The organism is Streptomyces melanogenes (assembly GCF_014649795.1).
Classification (GTDB): Bacteria; Actinomycetota; Actinomycetes; order Streptomycetales; family Streptomycetaceae; genus Streptomyces; species Streptomyces noboritoensis.
In genome coordinates, this window is the sequence record NZ_BMTS01000016.1 from 124194 (window position 1) to 149677 (window position 25484).

A 25484-nucleotide genomic window follows, 5' to 3' on the forward strand; every position below is an offset into this window, starting at 1 on the left:
GGGCGATGGGGGTCCCCCCCTGCTCCTTAAGAGCTTGGGGGAGGGTGGGCACAGCGGCACCCCGGCCCGGGGCAACGAACGCACCCCGGACCCGCCGCACCCCGCCCTACTACTCGGCCGCCGCAGTCTTCTTGGCGGCCGTCTTCTTGGCCGGAGCCTTCTTCACCGCAGCCGCAGTCTTCTTAGCGGCAGTCTTCTTCGCCGCGGTCTTCTTCGCGGGCGCCTTCTTAGCCACGGCCTTCTTCGCCGTCTTCTTGGCAGGCCCCTTGGCGCGCTTCTCCGCGAGCAGCTCGTAACCCCGCTCGGGAGTGATGTCCTCCACGCTGTCCCCGGTCCGCAGGGTCGCGTTGGTCTCGCCGTCCGTGACGTACGGCCCGAAGCGCCCGTCCTTCACGACGACCGGCCGCTCGCTGACCGGGTCGGTGCCCAGCTCCTTGAGCGGCGGCTTGGCCGCCGCACGCCCGCGCGCCTTCGGCTGCGCGTAGATCGCCAGCGCCTCGTCCAGAGTGATGGAGAAGAGCTGGTCCTCCGACTCCAGCGAACGCGAGTCCGTGCCCTTCTTCAGGTACGGCCCGTACCGCCCGTTCTGCGCGGTGATCTCGACGCCCTCGGCGTCGGCGCCCACCACGCGCGGCAGCGACATCAGCTTCAGGGCGTCGTCGAGCGTGACCGTGTCCAGGGCCATCGACTTGAAGAGCGAGGCCGTCCGCGGCTTCACCGCGTTCTTGCCCGTCTTCGGGGTGCCCTCCGGCAGGATCTCGGTGACGTACGGCCCGTAGCGGCCGTCCTTCGCCACGATCTGGTTGCCGCTCACCGGGTCCGTGCCCAGCTCGAAGTCGCCGCTCGGCTTGGCCAGCAGCTCCTCCGCGTGCTCCACCGTCAGCTCGTCGGGCGCCAGGTCCTCCGGCACGTCGGCGCGCTGGTGGCCCTCGGCGTCCTTCTCACCGCGCTCGATGTACGGCCCGTAGCGGCCGACCCGCAGCACGATCCCGTTCCCCACGGGGAACGAGGAGATCTCGCGCGCGTCGATCGCGCCGAGGTCCGTGACCAGCTCCTTCAGACCGCCGAGGTGGTCCCCGTCGCCGTTCCCGGCGTCGGAGGCCGCACCGGCCGCACCGGCCTCGCCCTCACCGAAGTAGAAGCGCTTCAGCCACGGCACCGACTGGGCCTCGCCCCGCGCGATGCGGTCGAGGTCGTCCTCCATGCGCGCGGTGAAGTCGTAGTCGACGAGCCGGCCGAAGTGCTTCTCCAGCAGGTTGACCACGGCGAAGCTCAGGAACGACGGGACCAGCGCCGTGCCCTTCTTGAAGACGTAGCCGCGGTCGAGGATCGTGCCGATGATCGACGCGTACGTCGAAGGACGGCCGATCTCGCGCTCTTCCAGCTCCTTGACCAGCGAGGCCTCGGTGTACCTGGCCGGCGGCTTGGTCGCGTGGCCGTCCGCGGTGATCTCCTCGGCCGACAGCGCGTCGCCCTCGGCGACCTGGGGCAGCCGCCGCTCGCGGTCGTCCAGCTCCGCGTTCGGGTCGTCGGCGCCCTCGACGTAGGCCTTCATGAAGCCGTGGAAGGTGATCGTCTTGCCGGACGCGGTGAACTCCGCGTCCCGCCCGTCGCTCGCCCGGCCCGCGATCTTCACGGTGACGGAGTTGCCGACCGCGTCCTTCATCTGGGACGCGACCGTCCGCTTCCAGATCAGCTCGTAGAGCCGGAACTGGTCGCCGGTCAGACCGGTCTCCGCCGGAGTGCGGAAACGATCACCCGACGGGCGGATCGCCTCGTGCGCCTCCTGCGCGTTCTTGACCTTCCCGGCGTACGTACGCGGCTTCTCCGGGAGGTAGTCGGCGCCGTACAACTGCGTGACCTGCGCACGGGCCGCCGAGACCGCGGTCTCGGAGAGCGTGGTGGAGTCCGTACGCATATAGGTGATGAAGCCGTTCTCGTACAGCTTCTGGGCGACCTGCATGGTGGCCTTGGCCCCGAAGCCGAGCTTGCGGGAGGCCTCCTGCTGGAGCGTCGTCGTACGGAACGGGGCGTACGGCGAGCGGCGGTACGGCTTGGACTCCACCGAACGCACGGCGAAGGCCGAGTCGGCGAGGGCGGCCGCCAGCGCCCTGGCGTTGGCCTCGTCGAGGTGGAGGACGTCGCTCTTCAGTTGTCCGTCGGGACCGAAGTCGCGGCCCTGTGCCACTCGGCGGCCGTCGACCGTCGCGAGCCGTGCCACCAGCGAGGACGGGTCGGAGGCGTCGCCCGCCCGGCCGGTGGAGAACGTCCCGGTCAGGTCCCAGTACTCAGCAGAACGAAAAGCGATGCGCTCGCGTTCCCGCTCCACCACGAGCCGGGTCGCCACCGACTGGACGCGGCCCGCCGAGAGCCTCGGCATGACCTTCTTCCACAGGACCGGCGAGACCTCGTAGCCGTAGAGGCGGTCGAGGATGCGGCGGGTCTCCTGGGCGTCGACCATGCGCTGGTTGAGCTCGCGCGGGTTGGCGACGGCGTCCCGGATGGCGTCCTTGGTGATCTCGTGGAAGACCATCCGGTGGACCGGGACCTTGGGCTTCAGGACTTCCTGCAGGTGCCACGCGATGGCTTCGCCCTCGCGGTCCTCATCGGTGGCGAGGAAGAGTTCGTCGGACTCGGCCAGCAGCTCCTTGAGCTTCCTGACCTGGGCCTTCTTGTCGGCGTTGACGACATAGATGGGCTGGAAGTCGTGTTCGACGTCCACACCGAGGCGGCGCACCTCGCCGGTGTACTTGTCGGGCACCTCGGCGGCGCCGTTCGGGAGGTCGCGGATGTGCCCGACACTCGCCTCGACGACATAACCGGGGCCGAGGTAGCCCTTGATCGTCTTCGCCTTGGCAGGAGACTCGACGATGACGAGTCGGCGGCCGCCCTTTGCGGTCTCGCTGGTCGGGGACAACTTCGCTCTTCTCTCCGGTCGGCACTCGGGTGGCACGTACGAGCTGTACGGTCGCTGCGGAGTGTGACGGTACAACCCGCCCCCGTGTCAAACAGCAAAAGCCCGCAGCGGCCACTCGAACGGTAACCCGACTTACGGCGAGTCTGCCGCCTGGACCGTCCCAGAACGTTCTGAAAAGCGTTTCGTCCCAGCGCCGACCTGGGCACGAGCCCGAAGGGCTCGGCGCGGCGCCACAAGATCGCCTGGACTCACAGGCGTGTGAAGCACCACACCCCGGCGACCAGGAAGACCGCGCCGAAGAAGACGGCCAGCGCCGCCGAGGCCACCAGCCCCGCCCCGTCCGCCACCGGCGCCCGGTGCCGCACGCGCACCCCCGTCCACAGCAGCAGCGCGCTCCCGAACAGTACGAAAACCGTCCCCGCGAACACGGCCGGACCGACCTCCGCCCCACCCATCCCGTTCATGGCGCGGATCCTGGCACTCGCGGGAGGAGTCGAGGCGAACTCCAGGTGAACGACCACACCTCCATCCGGCCCAGCGGCGGGCGGACGGGCGTGTTGGGGCGGGGTGCGCGGTGGTGGGCAGCGGGGTTGGCCGAATTCACACCCTTGTTTTCCCTGCCCGCACCCGACGCCCACCGCCGGGCCGCCCCCGCCGGATGCGGGAGCGCCCCTACCTCACCTGTCGTACGCGGCCCCTTCGCGCGCGGCCGTCCCGGCGGCGGCTCCGGGGCGCACGCGTCACTCGCCGACCGGCTCCAGGAAGCCCTGGCCGACCAGCATCCGGATCGACTCCGGGGTGCGGTCGCGCAGCTGGACCGGGTCCTCGCCGATCAGCTGCGCGATGGCGTCGAGGATCCGGCCCGCGTCCAACTGGCCGTCGCAGACGCCCGCGAAGCCCGCGCCGACCGTGTCCACGGTGGTGGCCCGGCGCATGCCCCGGTTCTGCCGCAGCACCACGTGCTCCGGGTCCTCGGCGCCCGGCAGCCCGACCTGCTCCTGCACCACCTCGTCGGCGAGGCGGAACCGGTCGGCGAGCAGGGCCGCGTCGTCGTGCGTCCGCAGATACTCCTGCCGGGCGAAGTGGGCCCGGACGGTCTCGCCGAGCGGCTGCTCGACCGGGTGCGGCCACTCCTCGACGGTGATCGACGGCTCCTCGGAGCCCGACTTGAACAGCGTGATCCAGCCGAAGCCGACCGCCTTGGTCCTGCGCGCCTCGAACTCGTCGAGCCACGCCCCGTACCGCTCCGCGTAGGCCTCGGGGTCGGTGCGGTGGTCCCCGGCGTCCCGCAGCCACAGCTCCGCGTACTGGGTGACGTCCTGGACCTCGCGCTGCACGATCCAGGCGTCGCAGCCGCGCGGCACCCACGAGCGCAGCCGCTCCTGCCACTCCTCGCCCTCCACGTGCTGCCAGTTGGCGAGGAACTGCGCGTATCCCCCCTCGTTCAGCCGGGCTCCCGCCTGCTGGACGAGCGTGCGGCACAGGTCGTCCCCGCCCATGCCGCCGTCCCGGTACGTCAGCCGGGCGCCCGGCGAGATGACGAACGGCGGGTTGGACACGATCAGGTCGTACGTCCCGGAGCCCACCGGCTCGTAGAGCGAGCCCTCGCGCAGCTCCGCCTCGGGCGCGCCGGACAGGGCGAGGGTGAGGCGGGTGAAGGCGAGCGCGCGCGGGTTCAGGTCGGTGGCGGTGACCCGGGTCGCGTGCTGCGCCGCGTGCAGCGCCTGGATGCCGGAGCCGGTGCCGAGGTCGAGGGCGGTGGCCACCGGGGTGCGGACGGTGAGCCCGGCGAGCGTGGTGGACGCGCCGCCGACCCCGAGGACCATGCCCTCGTCGCGGCCGCTCGCGCCGCCCGCCCCGCCGACCGCGCAGCCGAGGTCGGAGACGATGAACCAGTCCTGGCCCTCCGGGCCGCCGTACGGGCGCACGTCAACCGCGGCGCGCACCTCGTCGCCCGTCCGGGTGAGCCAGCCGTCCTCCAGGGCCTCGTCGCCCGGCAGGGCTGCTCTGGCGCGCTCGTACGCCACGGGCTGCTGGAGCAGGAACAGCCGTACGAGCGTGTCGAGCGGCGAGCCGCCGCGGGTGGCCCGCAGGGCGGGCACGGTCTCGCTGCGGGCCAGCGCGGCGTAGGCGGGCGCGCCGAGCAGGTCGAGCAGGCCGTCGGCGGTGAACTCGGCCGCGAGCAGGGCGTCGCGGATCGCGGCGGCGCGGTCGGGCACGGGCAGGCCGGCGGGCGGGCTGGCGGAAACACTGGTCGTACTCACCCCGCCATTGTGGCGGCTGGCACTGACAAACACCCACGGCCCGGCACCCACACGGGGTCCGGGCCGTACGAGAGGGCGTCCGCGCGACGGCGTTGCCCCTACGGAGTAGGGGCTACTCGCCGCTCGCCGAGGACGACGGCTTGGCCGAGTCGGACGGCTTCGCCGACTCCGAGGGCTTGCCGGATCCGGAAGGCTTCGCGGACTCCGAGGGCTTCGCGCCCCGGGAGGCGGAGCCCGAGGGGGACGCCTGCTTGGAGGCATCGCCACCGGCGGCGGGCGACGCCGAGGAGGCGGTCTGCTTCTGGCAGCCGGGCTGCTTCTGCATCGCCTTGCCGAGGTCGCCGGACTCCAGCTTCTTGAGGGCGTCGTCGCTGCTCTTGCTGATGGTGTTCAGCTGGTCGGCGACGCCCTTGAGGCCGTCGGCGAACTTCGCCTGGTCACCGGTGTCGAGCGCGTCGACCTTCTTCTTGAGGTCGGCGTACGAGGCGGAGGACGCCGTCAGCTCCTTGGCGGCCTCCTGCTGGGTCTTGTCGCCGTCCTTGACGGGCGGGACACCGGCCTTGTTGAGGCTGTCGGCAAGCGACTTGTACGCGTCGGAGATCTGCTGGAAGGCAGCCGAGTCCGTCTTCTGGACGTCAACCGGCTTGCTCTCGTCGGCCGTCTGCTTCTCGATGGCCGCGTTGGCGTCCGTGATCTTCTTGATCTGCGGCTGGGCCTGGTCGCAGAAGGTCTTGGCCCAGTCCTTCACCTTCTTGTCCGAGTCGTCGCTGCTGCAACCCGACAGTGCGAGCACCAGTACCGCGCCGCCGGACAGTGCGGCCGCAAGCTTCTTGTTCACCGGATCGGTCCCTTCCAAGGCTCTCGGCCCCGGAACATACACGCCAAGTGGGCGACAACCGCGTGCCCTACGCCGGATCTGCTCGCTTTTGGAGCCATTTGCACCAAGGGAGACAAGGCTCACGACCACAAAGCGACGGGCGGACGGTGCGTCAATCCGCACCGCCCGCCCGTCCTTGCCGTGACTTCGCTAGGAAACGACCGCAGGGTCAGGCGACTTGGCGGTCATCTCGTGGTTTCCCTCGTCGCCCACCGCCACTCCGCGGCGCTTGGAGACGTACACCGCGCCGACGATGACGGCCGTGGCCAGCACCGCGACGACCGCGCGCACTCCGGGGCTGGCGTCCGCCCCGTAGCTGAACTTGACCACGGCGGGCGCGATGAGCAGCGCCACCAGGTTCATCACCTTCAGGAGCGGGTTGATGGCCGGGCCCGCGGTGTCCTTGAACGGGTCGCCCACCGTGTCGCCGATGACGGTGGCGGCATGGGCCTCACTGCCCTTGCCGCCGAAGTTGCCGTCCTCGACCATCTTCTTGGCGTTGTCCCACGCGCCACCGGAGTTGGCGAGGAAGACGGCCATCAGCGTGCCGGTGCCGATCGCGCCCGCCAGGTACGAGCCGAGCGCGCCGACGCCGAACGTGAAGCCGACCGCGATGGGCGCCAGCACCGCGAGCAAGCCGGGGGTCGCCAGCTCGCGGAGTGCGTCCTTCGTACAGATGTCGACGACTCGGCCGTACTCCGGCTGCTCGCTGTAGTCCATGATCCCGGGGTGCTCGCGGAACTGCCGCCGCACCTCGAAGACGACCGCGCCCGCCGACCGGGACACCGCGTTGATCGCGAGGCCCGAGAAGAGGAACACGACCGCCGCGCCCAGCATCAGGCCGACCAGGTTGTTGGGCTGCGAGATGTCCATGCTGAGGGTCATCTCGCTGGACTTGGCGCCCACGTCGTTCACCGCGGTGGCGATGGCGTCGCGGTACGAGCCGTAGAGCGCCGCCGCCGCGAGGACCGCGGTGGCGATGGCGATGCCCTTGGTGATGGCCTTGGTGGTGTTGCCGACGGCGTCCAGGTCGGTGAGGACCTGGGCACCGGCGCCCTCGACGTCGCCGGACATCTCGGCGATGCCCTGCGCGTTGTCGGAGACCGGGCCGAACGTGTCCATGGCGACGATCACGCCGACCGTGGTGAGCAGACCGGTGCCGGCCAGCGCCACCGCGAACAGGGCGAGCATGATCGACGTACCGCCGAGCAGGAAGGCCCCGTAGACGCTCAGACCGATCAGGAGGGCCGTGTAGACGGCGGACTCCAGGCCGATGGAGATACCGGCCAGGACGACCGTCGCGGGGCCCGTGAGCGACGACTTGCCGATGTCGCGGACGGGGCGCCGGGTGGTCTCGGTGAAGTACCCGGTCAGCTGCTGGATGACGGCCGCGAGCACGATGCCGATGGCCACCGCGACCAGCGCCAGGACCCGCGGGTCGCCGTCGTGCGCCTTGATGGCGGCGTCGGTGACCCCGTCCAACTCGGCGTACGTGGACGGCAGGTAGATGTAGACCGCCGCCGCCACCATGGTCAGCGAGATCACCGCGGAGATGAAGAAGCCGCGGTTGATGGCGGACATCCCGCTGCGGTCGGCGCGCCGCGGGGCGACCGCGAAGATGCCGATCATCGCGGTGACCACGCCGATCGCCGGGACGATCAGCGGGAAGGCGAGGCCCGAGTCGCCGAAGGCCGCCTTGCCGAGGATCAGTGCGGCGACCAGGGTCACGGCGTAGGACTCGAAGAGGTCCGCCGCCATGCCCGCGCAGTCACCGACGTTGTCGCCGACGTTGTCGGCGATGGTGGCGGCGTTCCTCGGGTCGTCCTCCGGAATGCCCTGTTCCACCTTGCCGACGAGGTCGGCGCCGACGTCCGCCGCCTTGGTGAAGATGCCGCCGCCGACACGCATGAACATGGCGATCAGCGCGGCGCCGAGGCCGAAGCCCTCCAGCACCTTCGGGGCGTCCGCGGCGTAGACCAGGACGACGCAGGAGGCACCCAGCAGGCCGAGGCCCACCGTGAACATGCCGACCACGCCGCCCGTACGGAAAGCGATCTTCATGGCTGTGTGCGAGACAGTCGTGAGATCTTTTTCGGGTTCGCCTTCCGCGGGGGTCGCCTCGCGGGCAGCGGCCGCCACGCGCACATTCGCGCGTACGGCCAGTCGCATGCCGACGTATCCGGTCGTCGCCGAGAAGAGCGCGCCGATCAGGAAGAAGGCCGACCGGCCCGCGCGCTGCGACCAGTTGTCGGCCGGCAGCAGGAAGAGCAGGAAGAACACCACGACGGCGAAGACGCCGAGGGTGCGCAGCTGCCGGGCCAGATAGGCATTCGCGCCTTCCTGTACGGCTGCCGCGATCTTCTTCATCGACTCGGTGCCCTCGCCGGCCGCCAGCACCTGGCGGACCAGCAGTTGGGCCACGACCAGGGCCGCGAGGGCCACGGCCGCGATGACGATCACGATCAATCGGTTGTCGTCGGTCAGAACCGCGGCCGCGAGTGAAGTGGGGTGATCGAGTTCTTGTGGGTTGAAGAGCCCCGCCATTCGTCCTCCTTGACGTTCAGAGCCCAAGATGTGGACGGATTGTAGGGAGCGGAACACGATCAAAACAGGGCGCGGTTAGCGGAATTGACCTTCAGTTGCTACTCAGCAAATGATCGCGCCACGAAAAGGCCCTCGAAAGCGGTAATGGGGCAAAAGCATTGACGCCTGATCAACGATCTAGAGAATAATCGCCAAAAATGAAAAAGGCCCTGCTCAGCAGGGCCTGTACAGCGGGGGTTGTACGGGTCGGTCAGGGCTCGGCGGTCGCCCCGGTGATCGGCCAGGTCATGCGGATGACACCACCGGACTCGTCCGAAGTGACCTCCACGTCGTCGACGAGGCCGCTGATGACCGCGAGGCCCATCCCGTCCTCCCCGCCGTCGTCCGGCTCCTCGTCGGCCGTGGCGCCGCGCACACCCGGCGCGGCACCCCCGGAACCCGGACCGGGCACCTCGTCGCCGACCTCGATGGAGAACGCCTTCTCCTCCTCGGTCAGCGCGACGCGCACCGGCGCCGTCACCCCGTACGCACGGTGCAGCCCCACAGCACGGCTGCACGCCTCGCCGACGGCGAGCCTGACCTCGTCGAGGACCGCCTCGTCCACCCCGGCTCGGCGCGCCACGGCGGCCGCCACCAGGCGGGCCGTCCGGACGTGTTCGGGCTGGGCGCTGAAGCGGAGTTCAACGGTGGCCATGCGATCCCCCTCGGACGTACGGGCGTGCTTCTCAGGGGCCCCGGGCGATGAGGAGCCCGGTGCCCCTGTCCTTCCTCCGGAGCCGTCAGTCAGTGGCGTTGACGGCTTCGTCGACCGAGCCGTGGATCGGGAACACCTTGGTGAGCCCGGTGATCCGGAAGATCTTCAGAATGCGCTCCTGGTTGCAGACCAGCCGCAGGGAGCCCTCGTGGGCACGGACACGCTTGAGTCCGCCCACGAGCACGCCGAGGCCGGTGGAGTCGAGGAAGTCCACGCCCTCCATGTCGACAACCAGGTGGTAGCTGCCGTCGTTCACCAACTCGACCAACTGCTCGCGCAGCTTGGGCGCGGTATACACATCAATCTCGCCACCGACCTCGACGACCGTACGGTCGCCACCAGGGCCGGACACATTGCGAGTCGACAGGGACAGGTCCACGGATCCTCCAGCACCTTGCTATCGAGCGGCCGCCCCCTGAGTCTCCCCGGCGGAGCCAGAGAACGGATCGCCAGCCGCGATGGCATTCAATCACTTACCAGCAGCCATGCACGACGCCTTGGGACCATTGTCCGTCACGCCAGTGACACACTCGGTGCCGATGGCCAGGAATCTCCGCCCCAGAACACCCGCCAAGGGCACGGGTGAACGACCCGACCCCGGCACGGTCCTGCATCGGCTCGCCTCGGGAGCGGACCGGGCTGCGCGCATCACTCATACGGAGCACTTGCCCCCGCGTGAGGGCCGTCATGCGGTCTGGCCGCACCGCATCCGCCCAGAAGTGATCAACGCCATTCAGCGGGCAGGCGTGGAACACCCCTGGGCCCACCAGGCGGCCGCCGCCGAGCACGCCCTGGACGGCGAATCCGTCGTGATCGCCACCGGAACCGCCTCCGGCAAGTCCCTGGCCTACCTCGCCCCGGTCCTCAGCACCCTCCTGGACGGCTCCGAGGCCCCGAACGGACGCGGCGCCACCGCCCTCTACCTGGCCCCCACCAAGGCCCTGGCAGCCGACCAGCGCCGCTCGGTGAAGGCCCTCGCCCAGCCCCTGGGCAACGCGATCCGGCCCGCCGTCTACGACGGCGACACACCGGTCGAGGAACGCGAATGGGTGCGCCAGTACGCCAACTACGTCCTCACCAATCCGGACATGCTGCACCGGGGCATACTCCCCGCCCACCCCAGGTGGTCCTCCTTCCTGCGCGCGCTGCGCTATGTCGTCATCGACGAGTGCCACACCTACCGGGGCGTCTTCGGCTCCCACGTCGCCCAGGTCCTGCGGCGCCTGCGCCGCCTGTGCGCCCGCTACGGCGCGAACCCCGTCTTCCTCCTCGCCTCCGCCACCGCGGCGCAGCCGTCCGTGGCAGCCCACCGGCTGACCGGCCTGCCCGTCGTCGAGGTCGCCGACGACGCCTCCCCGCGCGGCGAACTGGTCTTCGCCCTGTGGGAGCCGCCGCTCACCGACCTGCACGGCGAGAAGGGCGCCCCCGTCCGCCGCACGGCCACCGCCGAGACCGCCGACCTCCTCACCGACCTGGCCGTCCAGGGCGTCCGCACCGTCGCCTTCGTCCGCTCCCGGCGCGGCGCCGAGCTGGTCGCCGTGATCGCCCAGGAACGGCTGTACGAGGTGGACCGCACCCTGGCCCGCCGCGTCGCCGCCTACCGGGGCGGCTACCTCCCCGAGGAGCGCCGGGCCCTGGAGCAGGCCCTGCACTCCGGCGAGCTCCTAGGCCTCGCCGCCACCTCCGCCCTGGAGCTCGGCATCGACGTGTCGGGCCTGGACGCCGTGGTCATCTGCGGCTACCCCGGCACCCGCGCCTCGCTGTGGCAGCAGGCGGGGCGGGCCGGGCGGTCGGGCGAGGGCGCCCTGGCGATCCTGGTCGCCCGGGACGACCCGCTGGACACCTACCTCGTCCACCACCCCGAGGCGCTGTTCCAGCGGCCCGTCGAGTCGACCGTGCTCGACCCGGACAACCCGTACGTCCTCGCCCCGCACCTGTGCGCCGCCGCCGCCGAGCTGCCGCTCACCGAGGCCGACCTGGAGCTCTTCGGTCCGGCGAGCCCCGGCCTGATGCCGCAGCTGGAGGCCGCGAAGCTGCTCCGGCGCCGGGCGTCGGGCTGGCACTGGACCCGCCGCGAGCGGGCCGCCGACCTCACCGACATCCGGGGCGAGTCGGGCCGCCCGGTCCAGATCGTCGAGGCGTCGACGGGACGGCTGCTCGGCACGGTCGACGTGTCCGCCGCCCACACCGCCGTCCACGACGGCGCCGTCCACCTCCACCAGGGCCGTACGTACCTGGTGAAGCGTCTGGACCTGGACGACCCCGACGGCTCGGTCGCCCTCGTCGAGGAGGCCAGCCCGCCCTATTCGACCGTCGCCCGTGACACCACCTCCATCTCCGTACTCGAAACCGACACCGAGATCGCCTGGGGAGCCGGCCGCCTCTGCTACGGCTCCGTCGAGGTCACCAACCAGGTCGTCTCCTTCCTGCGCCGCAAACTCATCACCGGCGAGGTGCTCGGCGAGACCAAGCTGGACCTGCCGCCCCGCACCCTGCGCACCCGGGCCGTGTGGTGGACGGTCACCGAGGACCAGCTCGACGCCGCCCGGATCAACCCGGAGATCCTCGGAGGCGCCCTGCACGCCGCCGAGCACGCCTCCATCGGCATGCTGCCGCTCTTCGCCACCTGCGACCGCTGGGACATCGGCGGCGTCTCCATCCCGCTGCACCCGGACACCCTGCTGCCGACGGTCTTCGTGTACGACGGCCATCCGGGCGGCGCCGGGTTCGCGGAGCGCGCCTTCCACACCGCGCGGGAGTGGCTGACCGCGACCCGCGAGGCCATCGCGTCCTGCGAGTGCGAGGCGGGCTGCCCGTCCTGCGTCCAGTCCCCCAAATGCGGCAACGGCAACGACCCGCTCCACAAACGGGGCGCGGTCCGCCTCCTCACGGAACTCCTGCGCGGGGCGCCGGAGGTGACGGTCCCGGAGGCCCCGGTGGAGCCGACGGCCGGGGAGCCCGCGACTCGGGACCGTGGGGCTGCTCCCGAACCGGGCGCTGCGGCAGGAAGCGGTACGGAGGAGGAGCCGCCGGGCCCGCCCGCGACCTGACCTCCGGGCCGTACGGGCCGAATCTCGCCCGTACGGTCACGTCGGCGATCTCCCCGGTCACCGTGCACCGCACCACCTCGCCGCCCTGCGCCCCGGCCACCCTGGCCGCCCCGGCGCAGGCTTCGGCCGTCCCCCACAGCGCCCGGTCGGCCGCGGCCAGCGCGGCCATGTCCGCCGCACCGCCCGACCGGTGCCGAGCCGCCACGGCCTGCCCGAGGGCGAGGACGGCGGCGAAGACGACGCAGAGGGCGGAGGCGGCCACCGCCACCCAGATGGACGCCGAGCCCCGGTCCCGGGCGTGAGCCGAGTGGCCCTCTGCCGGGCTCCCGCTCGCCGCAAGCCCCCTCGCTCGTCCTCCACGAAGTCTCCGGCCTCGGGCGCGAAGGCCTTCTGCGAGAACACCGCGCATCATCGACCCGGGCCTCATCGCTCCTCCCCCACCATGGGCTCCCCCACCGTGTCCTCCGCCAGCGCGGCCGCGTCCCCGCTCAGCGTCAGGGCCAGTGCGCGGGGTCCGGGAGTCGGGGCCTCCACGCGTACGCGCCACAGGTCGCCGTCCCGGCGGAGCTCGACCCGCGCCCCGGCCGGGGCCGCCGAGCGGGCGGCGGCCAGCACCGCCGGCTCGGCCTCGGAGCGCGCGGCCGCCCGGGCCCCCGCCCTGGCCGCGTCCAGGCACTCGATCTGCGCGACGGCCGCCATCAGCCCCCACATCAGGGCCAGGGCGAACGCGGCCAGCGTGGGGATCACCACGGCCGCCTCGGCCGTCACGAAGCCCTGGTCGGCGTCCCGGTCAGCCTTGAGGCCCCGCCCGGCGAGCCGACGCCACCGGCCGCCGCCCAGCCCCCGTCCTCTCCCGGGCCGACCGTCGCCCAGCCCGGAAGCATCGCCCTCAGAACTGCGCATCGAGCGCCCTCTCCACCACCGACTGAAGCGCCGACGAGACGGCCCCGCTCGTCACCACCTTGTAGAGCACCGCCGCGAAGCCGCACGCGGCGATCGTTCCGACCGCGTACTCGCTGGTCGTCATCCCGGCGTCCCCGTGCCCGCGCACCCGCACTCGCACCCGTGCCACCGCCCGATGGGCGAAGCACCGCATCCATGTGTTCATCCCAACCCCCATGTGTGAGTCCTGCTCTTGAGCTACTGACTGTGTTGAGCTGTTTCGTGTTGGAGTGAGCCGTCGAAGCCCGTGTCCTCGGCCCGCGCATCAGCGCTTGAGCAACCCGCCCGCCAGTCCGATCACCACCGGCGCCACCCCGGCGGCCAGGAACGCGGGCAGGAAGCAGAGCCCCAGCGGCCCGGTGATCAGGACGCCCGCCCGGCGGGCCCGGGCGGCCGTCGTCCGGGCCCGCTCGGCCCGGCAGCGCTCGGCCACCCGTCCGACCGGGCCCGCCGCGGGCGCCCCCGAGGACGCGGCCCGCTCCAGGCACCGGGCCAGCCCGGCCGCGCCCGGTATCGCGCCCAACCTCCCCCACGCCTCGGCCGGTTCGCCGCCCAGCCGCAGCTCGACGGCGATCTGGGCCAGCCGTCGCCCCACCGGACCGTCCAGCGACTCCCCCACGGCTCCGGCCGCCTCGCGCGGTCCCGCTCCGGCCGACAGACAGGCGGCCAGCAAATCGGCCGCGAGCGGCAGTTCCGGGTCCACCGACTCGGCCCCCGGGCGGGCCCGTTGCGGCTTCCGGCGCCGGGCCCAGCGCCGGGCCCCGTACGCCGCAGCCAGCCCCACCACGGCTCCTGGCACCCCGCCGATCAGTACGTATGCGGCGGCCAGCACTCCCAGCGGCCCGGCCCAGGCCCGCACGAGCGTCCCGCGCGCCGCGGCACCGCCCATCAGCCGGGCGACCGGCGACCAGGGGCCCCGATGCCAAGTGCCCAGCAGCCGGGCCCTCTCCCCGTCCCGCCTCGTGGCCCCTACCTCCGCCCTCACCAGCAGGTCCACCCGCCGCCGCACCGCCCGCTCCCGCCCCCGGCGGGCCAACTCCAGCCCTGTCCACAGGACGAGGGCCGCGATCGCCGCCATCACCCCCAGCCTGTGGAAAACATCTCGGAGCGCTTCGCCGCCCGCGCCACCGAGTCCGAGCCGCCCGCTCACCGCCGCTCCCCCGCCCGGGTGATCCGCGCCGTCCAGTACAGCCCCGCCGCCTCCAGTACTCCGGCCAGAGCCAGACAGCCGAGCCCGGCGGGGGTGTGCAGCAGCACGCGCAGGGGTTTCGCGCCCATCGCCGTGCCGAGCAGGAGGCCGAGGACCGGCAGCAGGGCCAGCAGCGCGGCCGTCGTGCGCGGCCCGGCCAACTGGGCTCTCAGCTCCTCCCGTTGGTCCCGATCGGCCCGCAGCGCCGCCTCCAGGCGCTCCAGGCCGGCCGCGAGGCCCGCGCCGCCGTCGACCGCCACCTGCCAGCACGCGGCCACTCCCGCGAGCCCCTCCGCGCCCGGCTCCCGGGCCGCCTCCCGCAGGGCGCCGGGCACATCGCCGCCGAACCGCGCCGCCGCCAGCACCCGTGGCTCGGCCCCGCCCAGCGCCTCCGTGTCCCGGGTGGCCAGCGTCAGCGCCTGGCCGGGCTGGCGGCCCGCCCGCAGCTCCCCGGCGACCGCGCCGCACCAGGCGACCACCTCGTCGCCCCGGCGCCACTTCGCCCGCTCCCGCTCGCGGGCCCGCAGCCGCCGCCCCACCAGCGGCACCGCCACCGCCCCGGCGGCCAGAGGCAGCACCGAACCCGCCAGGACCGCCACGACCACCGCGACCGGCAGACACAGCCACTCCGGCCGTGCCTTGGCGCGCAGCCGCTCCCGAAGCCGCCCCCACGGCGGCTCCTCTGGCTCCACCACTCCTCCCGCGACGATCAGCCGTGCCCTGCGCAGCCCCTGCTCCCGCCCCACCGAGAGCCAGGCCGCCGCGAACGCGCACACGGCCGCCGCCGAGGCCGGAGTGAGCGGCCCGGGTGCCCCCGGGCCCGTCCAGGCCGTCACCAGGCACCTCCGAGCAGCACCCGCAGCCGTTCCCAGCCGCGCTCCTGGACGAAGCCGCCCGTGCCCCAGCGCAGCGCCGGGACGGCCACCACAAGCCCCGCCGCGTCCCGTTCGAGGACCCTGACCTCGGCGACCCGGCGCCGCCCGGCCCTGTCCCGTACGAGATGGAGCACCACCGAGAGCGCCGCCGCCAACTGGCTGTGCAGGGCCGCCCGGTCGAGCCCGGCCGCCGTGCCCAGGGCCTCCAGACGGGCGGGGACGTCCGCGGCGGTGTTCGCGTGCACCGTGCCGCAGCCGCCCTCGTGGCCGGTGTTGAGCGCGGCCAGCAGGTCGGTGACCTCGGCGCCGCGCACCTCGCCCACGACCAGCCGGTCCGGGCGCATGCGCAGGGCCTGGCGCACCAGGTCCCGCAGGGTCACCAGGCCCGCGCCCTCCTGGTTGGCGGGCCGTGACTCCAGCCGCACCACATGGGGGTGGTCGGGCCTCAACTCGGCCGAGTCCTCGGCCAGGACGATCCGCTCGCGCTCTCCGACGAGGCCGAGGAGCGTCGACAGCAGGGTCGTCTTGCCGGAGCCCGTACCCCCGCTCACCAGGAACGAGACCCGGGCACCGATCAGCGCCCGCAGCACCCCGTCCCCACCCGGCGGCACCGTCCCGGCCGCCACCAGTTCGTCCAGTGAGAACGCCCTCGGCCGCACCACCCGCAGCGACAGGCAGTCCGCCCCGACCGCGACCGGTGCCAGCACCGCGTGCATGCGGGTCCCGTCGGGCAACCGGGCGTCCACCCACGGCCGGGCGTCGTCGAGGCGCCGCCCGGCGACCGCCGCCAGCCGCTGGGCCAGTCGGCGCACCGCGGCCGTGTCGCTGAAGCGGACCCCCGTGAGTTCGAGCCCGGCGCCCCGGTCCACCCAGACCCGGTCCGGGGCCGACACCAGGACGTCCGTCACCGCGGGATCGGCGAGCAGCGGCTCCAGCGGGCCCGTACCGACCAGCTCGGAGCGCAACTCCTCCGCACCGCCCAGGATTTCCGCGTCGCCCAGGAGCCTGCCCTGGGCCCGCAGCGCCGCCGCGACCCGGGCCGGGGTGGGCTCGGCCCCGCTCTCCGCGAGCTGTTGGCGCACCGCGTCGAGCAGCGGCCTCGGCGACGCCCCGACCGGACCCGGCCCGCCCGGCACACCACCGGGAGGCATCCCCGCGCCCGTCCCCGCGCTCATGCGCCCCGTATCCACACGACCCGCACTCAGGCGACCCGTACGCGCGCGACCCGTGCTCATGCGACCGCACCCCCCATCAGCGCCTGCTCCCAGAAGGCCGTGCAGAAGCGGGAGAGAGGGCCGCGCACTTCGCTGCCCGGTGGGGACCCCTTCTCCTGGGCCTCCAGCAGGCCGTACTCCACCGGGAGTTCACCGGCCAGCGGGAGCCCGAGGGCGGCCGCCACCCACTGCTCGTCCAGCCCCGCCGCGTACGGACCGCGCACCACCGCCCGCAGGTCCCGCAGCACCATGCCGACCGAGGAGGCGACCCGGTTGGCCGCCGCGACCGCCCGCAGTTCGGCGGGGACGACCAGCAGCCCCAGGTCGAGCTGGGCCAGCGCCTCCGCCACCGCGTCGTCCACGCGCCTGGGCAGGTCGACGACCACGACGCCGCCGCGTCTGCGCGCGGCCGCGAGGACCGCCCGCATCGCCTCCGCCGGGATCGCCACCGAGTCGCCCCGGTCCCAACTCAGCACGCGCAGCGCGTGCAGATGCGGCAGCGACTCCTCCAGCGCTCCTCCGGCGACCCGGCCACGGGAAGCGGCGAAATCCGGCCACCGTCTGCCCTCGGCCTGTTCGCCGCCGAGCAGCACGTCGAGGCCGCCCCCCAAGGGGTCGCCGTCGATGAGCATGGTGCGCCGGCCGGACCTCGCCGCGGTCACCGCCAGGGCGCAGGCCAGCGTCGACGCACCGGCTCCGCCCCGCCCGCCGACGACTCCGACGGTCAGCGCCTGGCGGCCCACGCCCTCCGCCGCGTCCGCGATCCGGTCCACCAGCCACTGCTCCGCGTCGGGCAGCCGCAGCACGTGGTCGGCGCCGATCTCGACCGCGCGCTGCCACACCCCGGGGTCGTCCTGGTCCCGCCCGACGAGCAGCACTCCGCGCCTTCGCACGGCGCCGCGCACCCGGACGGCCGCGTCGTCGCCGACCAGGATCAGCGGTGCGCTCTCCCAGCCGGACCGGCGCTCGGGCAACGAGTGGTGCACCTCCGGCTCGGCTCCGGCGGCGGCGCACAGCCGCAGCAGATCGTCGAGCAGCGCCTCGTCCTCGGTCACGATCAGCGGCCCCGCACGCCGCCCCTGAGCACCCGCCGACCGGTCGGAAGCCATGGGTCCGTCCACGATCTCCGCCCCCTCTCACTGCGATTCCTGGCGTCCGCGGATCTCGCGAACTGGAATCACGGTGGAGCGGTTCCGGAAATTAAGTGGATCTTGGTCAAAAGCTGTGGACAACTCGCCGGTTGTGAATATTCCGTTCACCTATACCGGTGACTTCCAGAGCGCACCGGAACCATTACGCTCCGTGACGAGTCTGGACGGGCAGAGGGAGGAGCCGACGAGGCCCGAGGGAGGGGTGGAGGATCGTGTGCGAGGCCCGAAAATGCATCCGGACATGCGACGACCCCCGCCGGGGGGGAGAGCGGGGGTCGTCTCTCCGGCCGACTCGGGGGGGGAGGAGCCGGACCGGGTTAGCACGGTCGCGAACGATCCGTGACTTCCATGGTGTACCCGAGAGCCTTCTCAGGCAAACCCACACGCCCCAGCGTACGCCGAATGGTGGGCGCCTATGCTCGCCCTCGTGGAAAACCACTCCTTGCCGCGGACCGCCGCCTTCTTCGACTTGGACAAGACAGTCATTGCCAAGTCGTCGACTCTCACGTTCAGCAAGTCCTTCTATCAAGGGGGACTCATCAACCGCCGGGCCGTGCTGCGTACGGCCTACGCACAGTTCGTGTTCCTCGCGGGCGGCGCTGACCATGATCAGATGGAGCGGATGCGCGAGTACCTGTCGGCGCTCTGCAAGGGCTGGAACGTCCAGCAGGTGAAGGAGATCGTCGCCGAGACGCTCCACGACCTGATCGATCCGATCATCTACGACGAGGCCGCCTCCCTCATCGAGGAGCACCACACCGCGGGCCGGGACGTCGTGATCGTCTCGACCTCGGGCGCCGAGGTGGTCGAGCCGATCGGCGAGCTGCTCGGGGCGGACCGCGTGGTGGCCACCCGGATGGTCGTGGGCCCCGACGGCTGCTTCACGGGCGACGTCGAGTACTACGCCTACGGCCCCACCAAGGCCGAGGCCGTCAAGGCACTCGCCGCGTCCGAGGGCTACGACCTGGCCCGCTGCTACGCGTACAGCGACTCAGCGACCGACGTCCCGATGCTGGAGTCGGTGGGCCATCCCTTCGCGGTCAACCCGGATCGGGCACTCCGGCGCGAAGCGGCCATCAGAGATTGGCCGGTTCTCATCTTTAACAAGCCCGTCCGGCTCAAGCAGCGGCTACCCGCGCTCTCCATGCCGCCCCGACCGGCACTGGTCGCGGCGGCGGCCGTGGGCGCCGCGGCGGCCACCGCCGGACTCGTCTGGTACGCGAGCCGGCGGCGCGCCGCGACCGCGAGCTGACCGAGAGGCACCACGTCCGAGGGGCCTCCGATCAGCACTGACCGTTCTGCCCTGTTTGAACCTAAAAGTAAAGAAGTGCAGTCAGGGGTTCCGCTTCACCCCGGCCTGGAGTACAAATAAGGCAACGGCCCGCGAGACCTGGGACATCCGAGAGGATCACCTTCTACGCAACACGGCCCCACGGACCGAGCATGGACATCGAGCACCCACGCGACGTCGACCCGTCGATTACGGGCCAGCCGCACCAGGTGACGGGCAGAAGTTCCCGACCTGATGGGCAACATTCGAGGACGCTTGGTAACACGGTGAACATGCCAGCGGCGGTACCGATCCGGTACCGCCGCAACCCTTTTCCGGCACCTTTCGCCTTCCGGCTCCCGCCTTCCAGCGCCCCGCGCCGTGGCGCCTACGCCGCTCCGCGCTGAAGCGCCTCGCAGACGGCCGTCGACTCCCGCACACCGAGCTCGATCGAGCGCCCGCAGTGGGTGATCCAGGCCGCCACGCCCTCCCGCGTCCCCGAGGCATAGCCGTCCAGCGCCGCCGCGTACGCCGCGCGCCCCTGCTCCGCATGGCCGACCTCGGCCGGACAGATCGACTTCGGGTCGAGACCGCTACCGATCAGCACGATGCGCTCGGCGGCCCGCGCCACCAGCCCGTTGTACGAGCCGAACGGACGCAGGGCGAGCAGTTCGCCGTGCACCACGGCGGCCGTGACGAGCGCCGGGGCCGAGGAGCCCGCGATGATCAGCTGGGAGAGCCCTTCCAGACGGCCCGCCACCTCGTCGGCGTCCGGCAGCGGCAGCTCGATCAGCGGCTCGTCCACCGGCTCGCCCTGCTGACGGGGACGGCCCACCACGTCGGCGGAGTCGGCGGCCGCGACCAGGTGCAGCCGGGCGAGGACCCGCAGCGGCGACTGCCGCCAGATGGAGAGCAGCTGGCCGGCCTCGGCGGTCAGCCGCAGGGCCGCGCCGACCGTGCGCGCCTCGGCCTCCGAGCCGAAGTCGGTGCGCCGCCGGACCTCCTCAAGGGCCCAGTCGGCGCCGGAGAGCGCCGCGCTGCCGCGCGCCCCGCGCAGCGCCGCCTCCGAGGTGATCTCGTTGCTGCGGCGCCGCATGACCCGGTGCCCGTAGACCCGGTCGACGGCTTTGCGTACGGAGTCCACGGCGTCCGGGACACCCGGCAGCGAGCCCAGGGCGACAAGCGGATCGGGGGCCGACGAGGCGTTCGTACTCATAAGTAGGGAGGCTACGCGCCCCGCGCCCACACCCCACCTTCGAGTGGTCTTCTTCACTCGTCACCCCTACATCGTGCTGTCGCGCGATTACCGTTGGTGAACATGAAGATCGCTTTCGTAGGCAAGGGCGGCAGCGGCAAGACCACGCTGTCCTCGCTCTTCATCCGCCACCTCACCGCCAACGAGGCCGCCGTGCTCGCGGTCGACGCCGACATCAACCAGCACCTCGGGGCCGCGCTCGGGCTCGACGAGGCGGAGGCCGCCGCGCTGCCCGCGCTGGGCGCGCAACTGCCGATGATCAAGGACTATCTGCGCGGCACCAACCCCCGGATCACCTCCGCCGAGACGATGATCAAGACGACCCCTCCGGGCCAGGGCTCCCGGCTGCTGCGGATTCGCGAGTCGAATCCGGTGTACGAGGCGTGCGCGCGGCGGGTGGTGCTCGACGACGGGGACATCCGGCTGATGGCGACCGGCCCGTTCAACGAGTCCGACCTGGGCGTGGCCTGCTACCACTCGAAGGTCGGGGCGGTGGAGCTGTGCCTGAACCACCTGGTGGACGGGCCGGACGAGTACGTCGTCGTCGACATGACGGCCGGGTCGGACTCGTTCGCCTCCGGCATGTTCACGCGCTTCGACATGACGTTCCTGGTGGCCGAGCCGACCCGCAAGGGCGTGTCCGTATACCGCCAGTACAAGGAGTACGCGCGGGACTTCGGGGTCGCTCTGAAGGTCGTCGGCAACAAGGTGCAGGGCCAGGACGACCTGGACTTCCTGCGCTCCGAGGTCGGCGAGGACCTGCTGGTCACGGTCGGCCACTCCGACTGGGTGCGCGCGATGGAGAAGGGGCGCCCACCGCGCTTCGAGCTCCTGGAGGCGGACAACCGGCTCGCCCTCCAGGCCCTGCAGAACGCGGCGGACGACTCGTACGAGGCGCGCGACTGGGAGCGGTACACCCGCCAGATGGTCCACTTCCATCTGAAGAACGCGGAGAGCTGGGGGAACGCGAAGACGGGCGCCGACCTGGCGGCCCAGGTCGACCCCGCCTTCGTGCTGCGGGAGGAACTCGCCGTTCCGCAGCCGAGCTGATCCCGCGAGCGCGGCTCGCGGAAGGGGTCAGCGCGAGGCGGCCTGCTTGAGACCGGGCTGCGGAAGCGGCTTGGCGGGCTGGACCGGCTGGGCCGGCCCGGCGGGCTGGGCGGCCAGGAAGGCCGTCCAGCCGCCCTTCGGCGCCTCGCCGACCTTCAGCTGACGGAATTTGTCGAGTGTCGACGCGTCCTGCGCGTCCAGCCAGTCGGCGAGCTGACGGAACGACACGCAGTGCACCTCGCGCTTGACGCAGACCGTCTTGATCGTGTCCTCGACGGCCCGCATGTACGTGCCGCCGTTCCAGGACTCGAAGTGGTTGCCGATGATCAGCGGCGCGCGGTTGCCGTTGTACGAGCGGTCGAAGGCCTGGAGCAGGCCGTCGCGCATCTGGTTGCCCCAGTACTCGTGCTGGTCGGCCTCGCCCGTCACCGCGCCCGACTGGTTCATGTAGAAGTTGTAGTCCATCGACAGCGTCTGGAAGGCGCGGCCCGGGACGGGCACCAGCTGCATGGACAGGTCCCAGACGCCGTTGTCGTTCTTCTTCGGCCACACCTGGTCGTTGACGCCGCTGGTGTCATAGCGCCAGCCGAGCTGGCCGGCCGCCTGCACGAAGTTCTTGCGGCCCTCCAGACAGGGCGTACGGCCGCCGATGAGCTCCTTGTCGTAGTCGAACGGAAGTGGCGCCTCCGCCGTGAGCCCGGAGTTCGACTTCCAGTTCTTCACGAACGACTTGGCCTGGGCGATCTCGCTCTTCCACTCGTCCACCGACCAGGTGCCGACGCCGCCGTCGTTCCCGCAGAAGTGGCCGTTGAAGTGGGTGCCGACCTCGTTGCCCTCCTGCCAGGCGGCTCGCAGCTGGGTGACCGTGTCCTTGATGCCCTTCAGGTCGTTGAACCCGATGTCACTGCTGCCCGCCGAGTGCTTGGGCGCGGTGTACCGCTCGCGCTTCTCCTCCGGGAGCATGTACACACCGCTGAGGAAGTACGTCATCGTCGCGTTGTACTTCTTGCCGACCTCGCGGAAGTGGGAGAACAGCTGCTGGCTGTCCTCTCCCGCGCCGTCCCAGGAGAACACGACGAACTGCGGGGGCTGCTGACCGGGCGCCAGTTTGCGCGGCTTCAGCAGATGGGGCTGGAGTCCGGTGAACGCGGTGGAGCCGTCACCGATCAGGCGCACCGCCGTCTTGGGGGCGGCGGCACCGGCCGCTCCGGGGCCGGGCGCGGCCGCCTTGGTCCCGTTGCCCACCGAGCATCCGGCGGCGCCCGCGACCAGCGCGGCGACGACGGCCCCGGTGGCGATCCTCTTCGTGGCGGCCATCATCCGCCCACCCTCTTCCTCGCAGATCAGTAGATCCGAAGATCTCTCGCACTGAACGTCATCAAATCGCCGCAAAAGTGACACGGAGCATGAAGGAAGGGGGCGCGACAGGCCGCACGAAAAGCTGCTTATTCACCGTCAAGAGTGAATCATTGACCTATTTGCCCTAAATGCGAAGCGCTGACCTTTACTCTGCATTACGATTCGTTTACCGAGAGTTGAGAATCCCGCCGCTGCACGCCGTGACCCACGGCCGCGACCCCACATCCGCGACCGCGCTGCCCCGGAGGAGACGGGAAACATGTCTGCCTGCGTCCCCACTCGCACCCAGCCCCTCACTCACACCGACAGTCAGCAGCACTCGCACGCGCCACCGCCCAGGAAAGGGGGCCGCCGCTTCCGGATCGCCGGAGCCGATCTGTCCGCATCCGTCACCGTCTTCCTGCTCGCCGTCCCGATGTCGCTCGGCCTCGCCGTCGCCATCGACGCCCCGCTGGAAGCCGGTCTCATCGCCGCCGGCGTCGGCGGCATCGTCGCCGGGCTGCTCGGCGGCTCACCGCTCCTTGTCAGTGGCCCCTCCGCCGGACTCACGGTGGTATCGGCCGAGTTGATCCAGAGCTACGGCTGGCGCACCACCTGCGCCATCACCGTTCTCGCGGGTCTGCTCCAAATCGCACTCGGCTCACTGAAGACGGCGCGCTCCGCGCTCGCCGTGAGCCCCGCCATCGTGCACGGCACCCTCGCCGGCATCGGCGCCGCCATCGCGCTCGCCCAGCTCCACATCGTCCTGGGCGGCTCCCCACAGAGCTCGGCCGTGGACAACGCCCAAGCTCTCCCAGGCCAGTTGGCCAAGGTCGGCCCTGCCGCACCCCTCATCGGGGCACTCACCATCGCCGTGCTCATGACGTGGCCCCGCCTCCCAGGGCGGGCCGGAAAGGCGCTGCGCCGCATCCCCGCCGCGCTCGCCTGTGTGGTGATCGCCACCGGTGTGGCCGCCGTGGCCGCGCCCGGCATCGCCCGGGTCGACCTGCCCTCCTGGGACGCCCATGTGCTGCCGGAGCCGCCGCACGGACCGGTGGCCGGGCTGGTCGCCGCCGTGCTCACGGTGACGCTGGTGGCCAGTCTGGAGTCGCTGCTCTCCGCCGTCGCCGTGGACAAGCTGGCCGCCGAGCGGCCGGGGGCCGCCGCACCCGCCCGGGCCGACCTCGACCGGGAGTTGCGCGGACAGGGCATCGCCAACGCCGTCTCCGGGCTGCTCGGCGGAATGCCGGTCTCCGGCGGCGCGGTGCGCGGCAGCGCCAACGTACGGGCCGGGGCGACCGGCCGTGCCTCCACCGTGCTGCACGGGGTGTGGGTGCTGCTCGCCGCCGGGCTGCTCGTGGCCGTCCTGGAGTGGATCCCGCTGGCGGCGCTGGCCGCGCTGGTGATGATGGTCGGCATCCAGATGGTGTCGTTCGCCCACATCCGCAACGTCCACAAGCACCGCGAGTTCCTGGTGTACGTGGCGACCGTGTCCGGGGTGCTCGTGTTCGGGGTGCTCCACGGCGTGGTCATCGGGATCGCCGTGGCCGTCGCGGTCGCGCTGCGCCGGGTGGCACGCACCCGGATCACGGTGCAGCGCCGGGACGACCTGTCGTATCTGGTGCGGGCGCGCGGCCAGTTGACCTTTCTCGCCGTGCCCCGACTGACCCGGGCGCTGAACCAGGTGCCCCAAGGGGCGAGCGCCGTCGTGGAGTTGGACGGCTCGTTCATGGACCACGCGGCGTACGAGGCACTGCAGAGCTGGCAGGACACGCACACCGCGCGCGGTGGCGAGGTGCGGATCACCGGCCGGGCCGGCGGACGGATCACCGAGCCCGCCTCCAGCTCGCAGAGCTGCTGTCGGCCCTGGACGCCCTGGCGCAACCACCACTGCCACGACAAGACTCCGGCACCCAGGCGCCACGGGCACCAACTGGCCAGCGGGCTCAGCTCGTTCCAGCGCAACACCGCGCCGCTGGTGCGGGACGAGCTGGCGCGGCTGGCGCGCGAGGGGCAGCAGCCGTCCCAGCTCTTCCTCACCTGCGCGGACTCCCGGCTGGTCACCAGCATGATCACGTCGAGCGGCCCGGGCGACCTGTTCACCGTGCGCAACGTCGGCAATCTGGTGCCCCCGCCCGGCGCGGAGTGCGGCGACGACTCGGTGGGGGCGGCGATCGAGTACGCGGTCGAGGTGCTGCGGGTCGAGTCCATCACCGTCTGCGGACACTCCGGCTGCGGGGCGATGCAGGCGCTGCTGAACAGCAAGCCGGACGCGCCGCAGACGCCCCTGCGGCGCTGGCTGCGGCACGGGATGCCGAGCCTGGAGCGGATGGCGAGCCGCCGGCACTCCTGGGCGCGGATCGCCGGGCGGCTGCCCGCCGACGCCGTCGAGCAGCTCTGCCTCACCAATGTGGTGCAGCAGCTGGACCATCTGCGGCGCCATGAGTCGGTGGCGCGGCGGCTGGCCGAGGGCACCCTTGCCCTGCACGGGATGTACTTCCATGTGGGCGAGGCCCAGGCCTACTTGCTGGCGTCCGACGACTGCGAGGAGGTGTTCGAGGGGGTCGGTCCGACGGCCCTTGAGGCGTCCTCCACCTGATGTGGTGCGGCGCCGCGCCTTCCGCGCATCCCTGAACCCGGGGCGGACCTCGTCCGTGAGACCGTCTGATGACACGCCGATGACCCGGATCCCTTACAGGTCTAAACCAATTTTCGGGAGACTCTTGTCACCCGGCGATTGGCCTGATGAGCTATGGCCCGGGACACATAGGCACATAGGACGCCCTGGGAAAGG

Annotated in this window: 19 protein-coding genes and 1 pseudogene; 4 read left to right on the plus strand and 16 right to left on the minus strand. The window is 71.9% G+C overall.

Annotated features, from left to right (window positions below):
• Nucleotides 1-109: 109 nt before the first annotated feature.
• The 7 genes from topA to IE252_RS30370 all read right to left on the minus strand — a co-directional run bounded on the left by topA (nt 110) and on the right by IE252_RS30370 (nt 9735).
• Complete coding sequence (topA, locus tag IE252_RS30340; protein WP_190092616.1) at nt 110-2917, minus strand: type I DNA topoisomerase; 2808 nt, start codon at nt 2915-2917, stop codon at nt 110-112.
• A 248-nt stretch (nt 2918-3165) separates the two neighbouring features.
• Entirely contained in the window at nt 3166-3381 is a 216-nt protein-coding gene (locus IE252_RS30345; protein WP_229848867.1) for a hypothetical protein, read from the minus strand.
• 276 nt (nt 3382-3657) lie between these two features.
• Nucleotides 3658-5181, minus strand: a complete 1524-nt coding sequence (locus IE252_RS30350; protein ID WP_190092617.1) for a DUF7059 domain-containing protein — start codon at nt 5179-5181, stop codon at nt 3658-3660.
• 112 nt (nt 5182-5293) lie between these two features.
• Nucleotides 5294-6019 (minus strand): small secreted protein, encoded by a 726-nt coding sequence (locus IE252_RS30355; RefSeq protein ID WP_190092618.1) that lies wholly within the window; start codon nt 6017-6019, stop codon nt 5294-5296.
• 189 nt (nt 6020-6208) lie between these two features.
• On the minus strand, nt 6209-8602 hold the full coding sequence (locus IE252_RS30360) for a sodium-translocating pyrophosphatase (RefSeq protein ID WP_190092619.1): 2394 nt from the start codon (nt 8600-8602) through the stop codon (nt 6209-6211).
• Nucleotides 8603-8852: 250 nt separating this feature from the next.
• Nucleotides 8853-9296 carry an ATP-binding protein gene (locus IE252_RS30365; protein WP_190092620.1) on the minus strand — a complete coding sequence of 148 codons (444 nt, stop codon included), beginning with the start codon at nt 9294-9296 and terminating at the stop codon, nt 8853-8855.
• Between the two features lie 85 nt (nt 9297-9381).
• Nucleotides 9382-9735 carry an STAS domain-containing protein gene (locus IE252_RS30370; protein ID WP_053728100.1) on the minus strand — a complete coding sequence of 118 codons (354 nt, stop codon included), beginning with the start codon at nt 9733-9735 and terminating at the stop codon, nt 9382-9384.
• A 79-nt stretch (nt 9736-9814) separates the two neighbouring features.
• Between IE252_RS30370 and sftH the strand changes: the two genes are divergently transcribed.
• Nucleotides 9815-12406: a DEAD/DEAH box helicase gene (sftH, locus tag IE252_RS30375; protein ID WP_190092621.1), complete on the plus strand. Its 2592-nt coding sequence runs from the start codon at nt 9815-9817 to the stop codon at nt 12404-12406.
• Nucleotides 12407-12449: 43 nt separating this feature from the next.
• On the opposite strand, the pseudogene IE252_RS30380 reads toward sftH, so the two are convergent.
• From IE252_RS30380 to ssd, 7 genes and pseudogenes are all read right to left on the minus strand, one after another.
• Nucleotides 12450-12833 (minus strand): annotated as a pseudogene (locus IE252_RS30380) (Rv3654c family TadE-like protein); the annotation flags it as partial.
• A complete protein-coding gene (locus IE252_RS30385; protein ID WP_308434572.1) occupies nt 12830-13309 on the minus strand; it encodes a TadE family type IV pilus minor pilin in 480 nt (159 codons plus the stop codon). The gene IE252_RS30385 and the pseudogene IE252_RS30380, both read right to left, overlap by 4 nt.
• The gene (locus IE252_RS30390; RefSeq protein ID WP_229848877.1) at nt 13296-13502 is read right to left on the minus strand and encodes a DUF4244 domain-containing protein; all 207 of its coding nucleotides are present in this window, start codon (nt 13500-13502) and stop codon (nt 13296-13298) included. Before IE252_RS30390 ends, IE252_RS30385 begins: the two co-directional genes overlap by 14 nt.
• A gap of 111 nt (nt 13503-13613) precedes the next feature.
• Nucleotides 13614-14426 carry a type II secretion system F family protein gene (locus tag IE252_RS30395; protein ID WP_190092623.1) on the minus strand — a complete coding sequence of 271 codons (813 nt, stop codon included), beginning with the start codon at nt 14424-14426 and terminating at the stop codon, nt 13614-13616.
• A 68-nt stretch (nt 14427-14494) separates the two neighbouring features.
• A complete protein-coding gene (locus IE252_RS30400; RefSeq protein ID WP_229848868.1) occupies nt 14495-15373 on the minus strand; it encodes a type II secretion system F family protein in 879 nt (292 codons plus the stop codon).
• Entirely contained in the window at nt 15370-16563 is a 1194-nt protein-coding gene (locus tag IE252_RS30405) for a TadA family conjugal transfer-associated ATPase (protein WP_229848878.1), read from the minus strand. The genes IE252_RS30400 and IE252_RS30405 overlap by 4 nt, the downstream gene beginning before the upstream one ends.
• Before the next feature lie 80 nt (nt 16564-16643).
• Nucleotides 16644-17735, minus strand: coding sequence for a septum site-determining protein Ssd (gene ssd / locus IE252_RS30410; RefSeq protein WP_190092625.1), 1092 nt, complete (start codon nt 17733-17735; stop codon nt 16644-16646).
• 457 nt (nt 17736-18192) lie between these two features.
• On the opposite strand from ssd, the gene IE252_RS30415 reads away from it, so the two are divergent.
• Nucleotides 18193-19029: an HAD family hydrolase gene (locus IE252_RS30415; protein ID WP_190092626.1), complete on the plus strand. Its 837-nt coding sequence runs from the start codon at nt 18193-18195 to the stop codon at nt 19027-19029.
• Between the two features lie 406 nt (nt 19030-19435).
• On the opposite strand, the gene IE252_RS30420 is transcribed toward IE252_RS30415, so the two are convergent.
• On the minus strand, nt 19436-20263 hold the full coding sequence (locus tag IE252_RS30420) for a Fic family protein (RefSeq protein ID WP_190092627.1): 828 nt from the start codon (nt 20261-20263) through the stop codon (nt 19436-19438).
• A 102-nt stretch (nt 20264-20365) separates the two neighbouring features.
• Here IE252_RS30420 and IE252_RS30425 point away from each other — a divergent pair, with 102 nt between their 5' ends.
• Nucleotides 20366-21352, plus strand: a complete 987-nt coding sequence (locus tag IE252_RS30425) for an ATP-binding protein (protein ID WP_190092628.1) — start codon at nt 20366-20368, stop codon at nt 21350-21352.
• A gap of 27 nt (nt 21353-21379) precedes the next feature.
• Here the strand turns inward: IE252_RS30425 and IE252_RS30430 are convergent, their stop codons facing one another.
• Nucleotides 21380-22672, minus strand: coding sequence for a polysaccharide deacetylase family protein (locus IE252_RS30430; protein ID WP_190092629.1), 1293 nt, complete (start codon nt 22670-22672; stop codon nt 21380-21382).
• Between the two features lie 298 nt (nt 22673-22970).
• Between IE252_RS30430 and IE252_RS30435 the strand changes: the two genes are divergently transcribed.
• Nucleotides 22971-25289, plus strand: a complete 2319-nt coding sequence (locus tag IE252_RS30435) for a bifunctional SulP family inorganic anion transporter/carbonic anhydrase (protein WP_190092630.1) — start codon at nt 22971-22973, stop codon at nt 25287-25289.
• Nucleotides 25290-25484 lie beyond the last annotated feature (195 nt).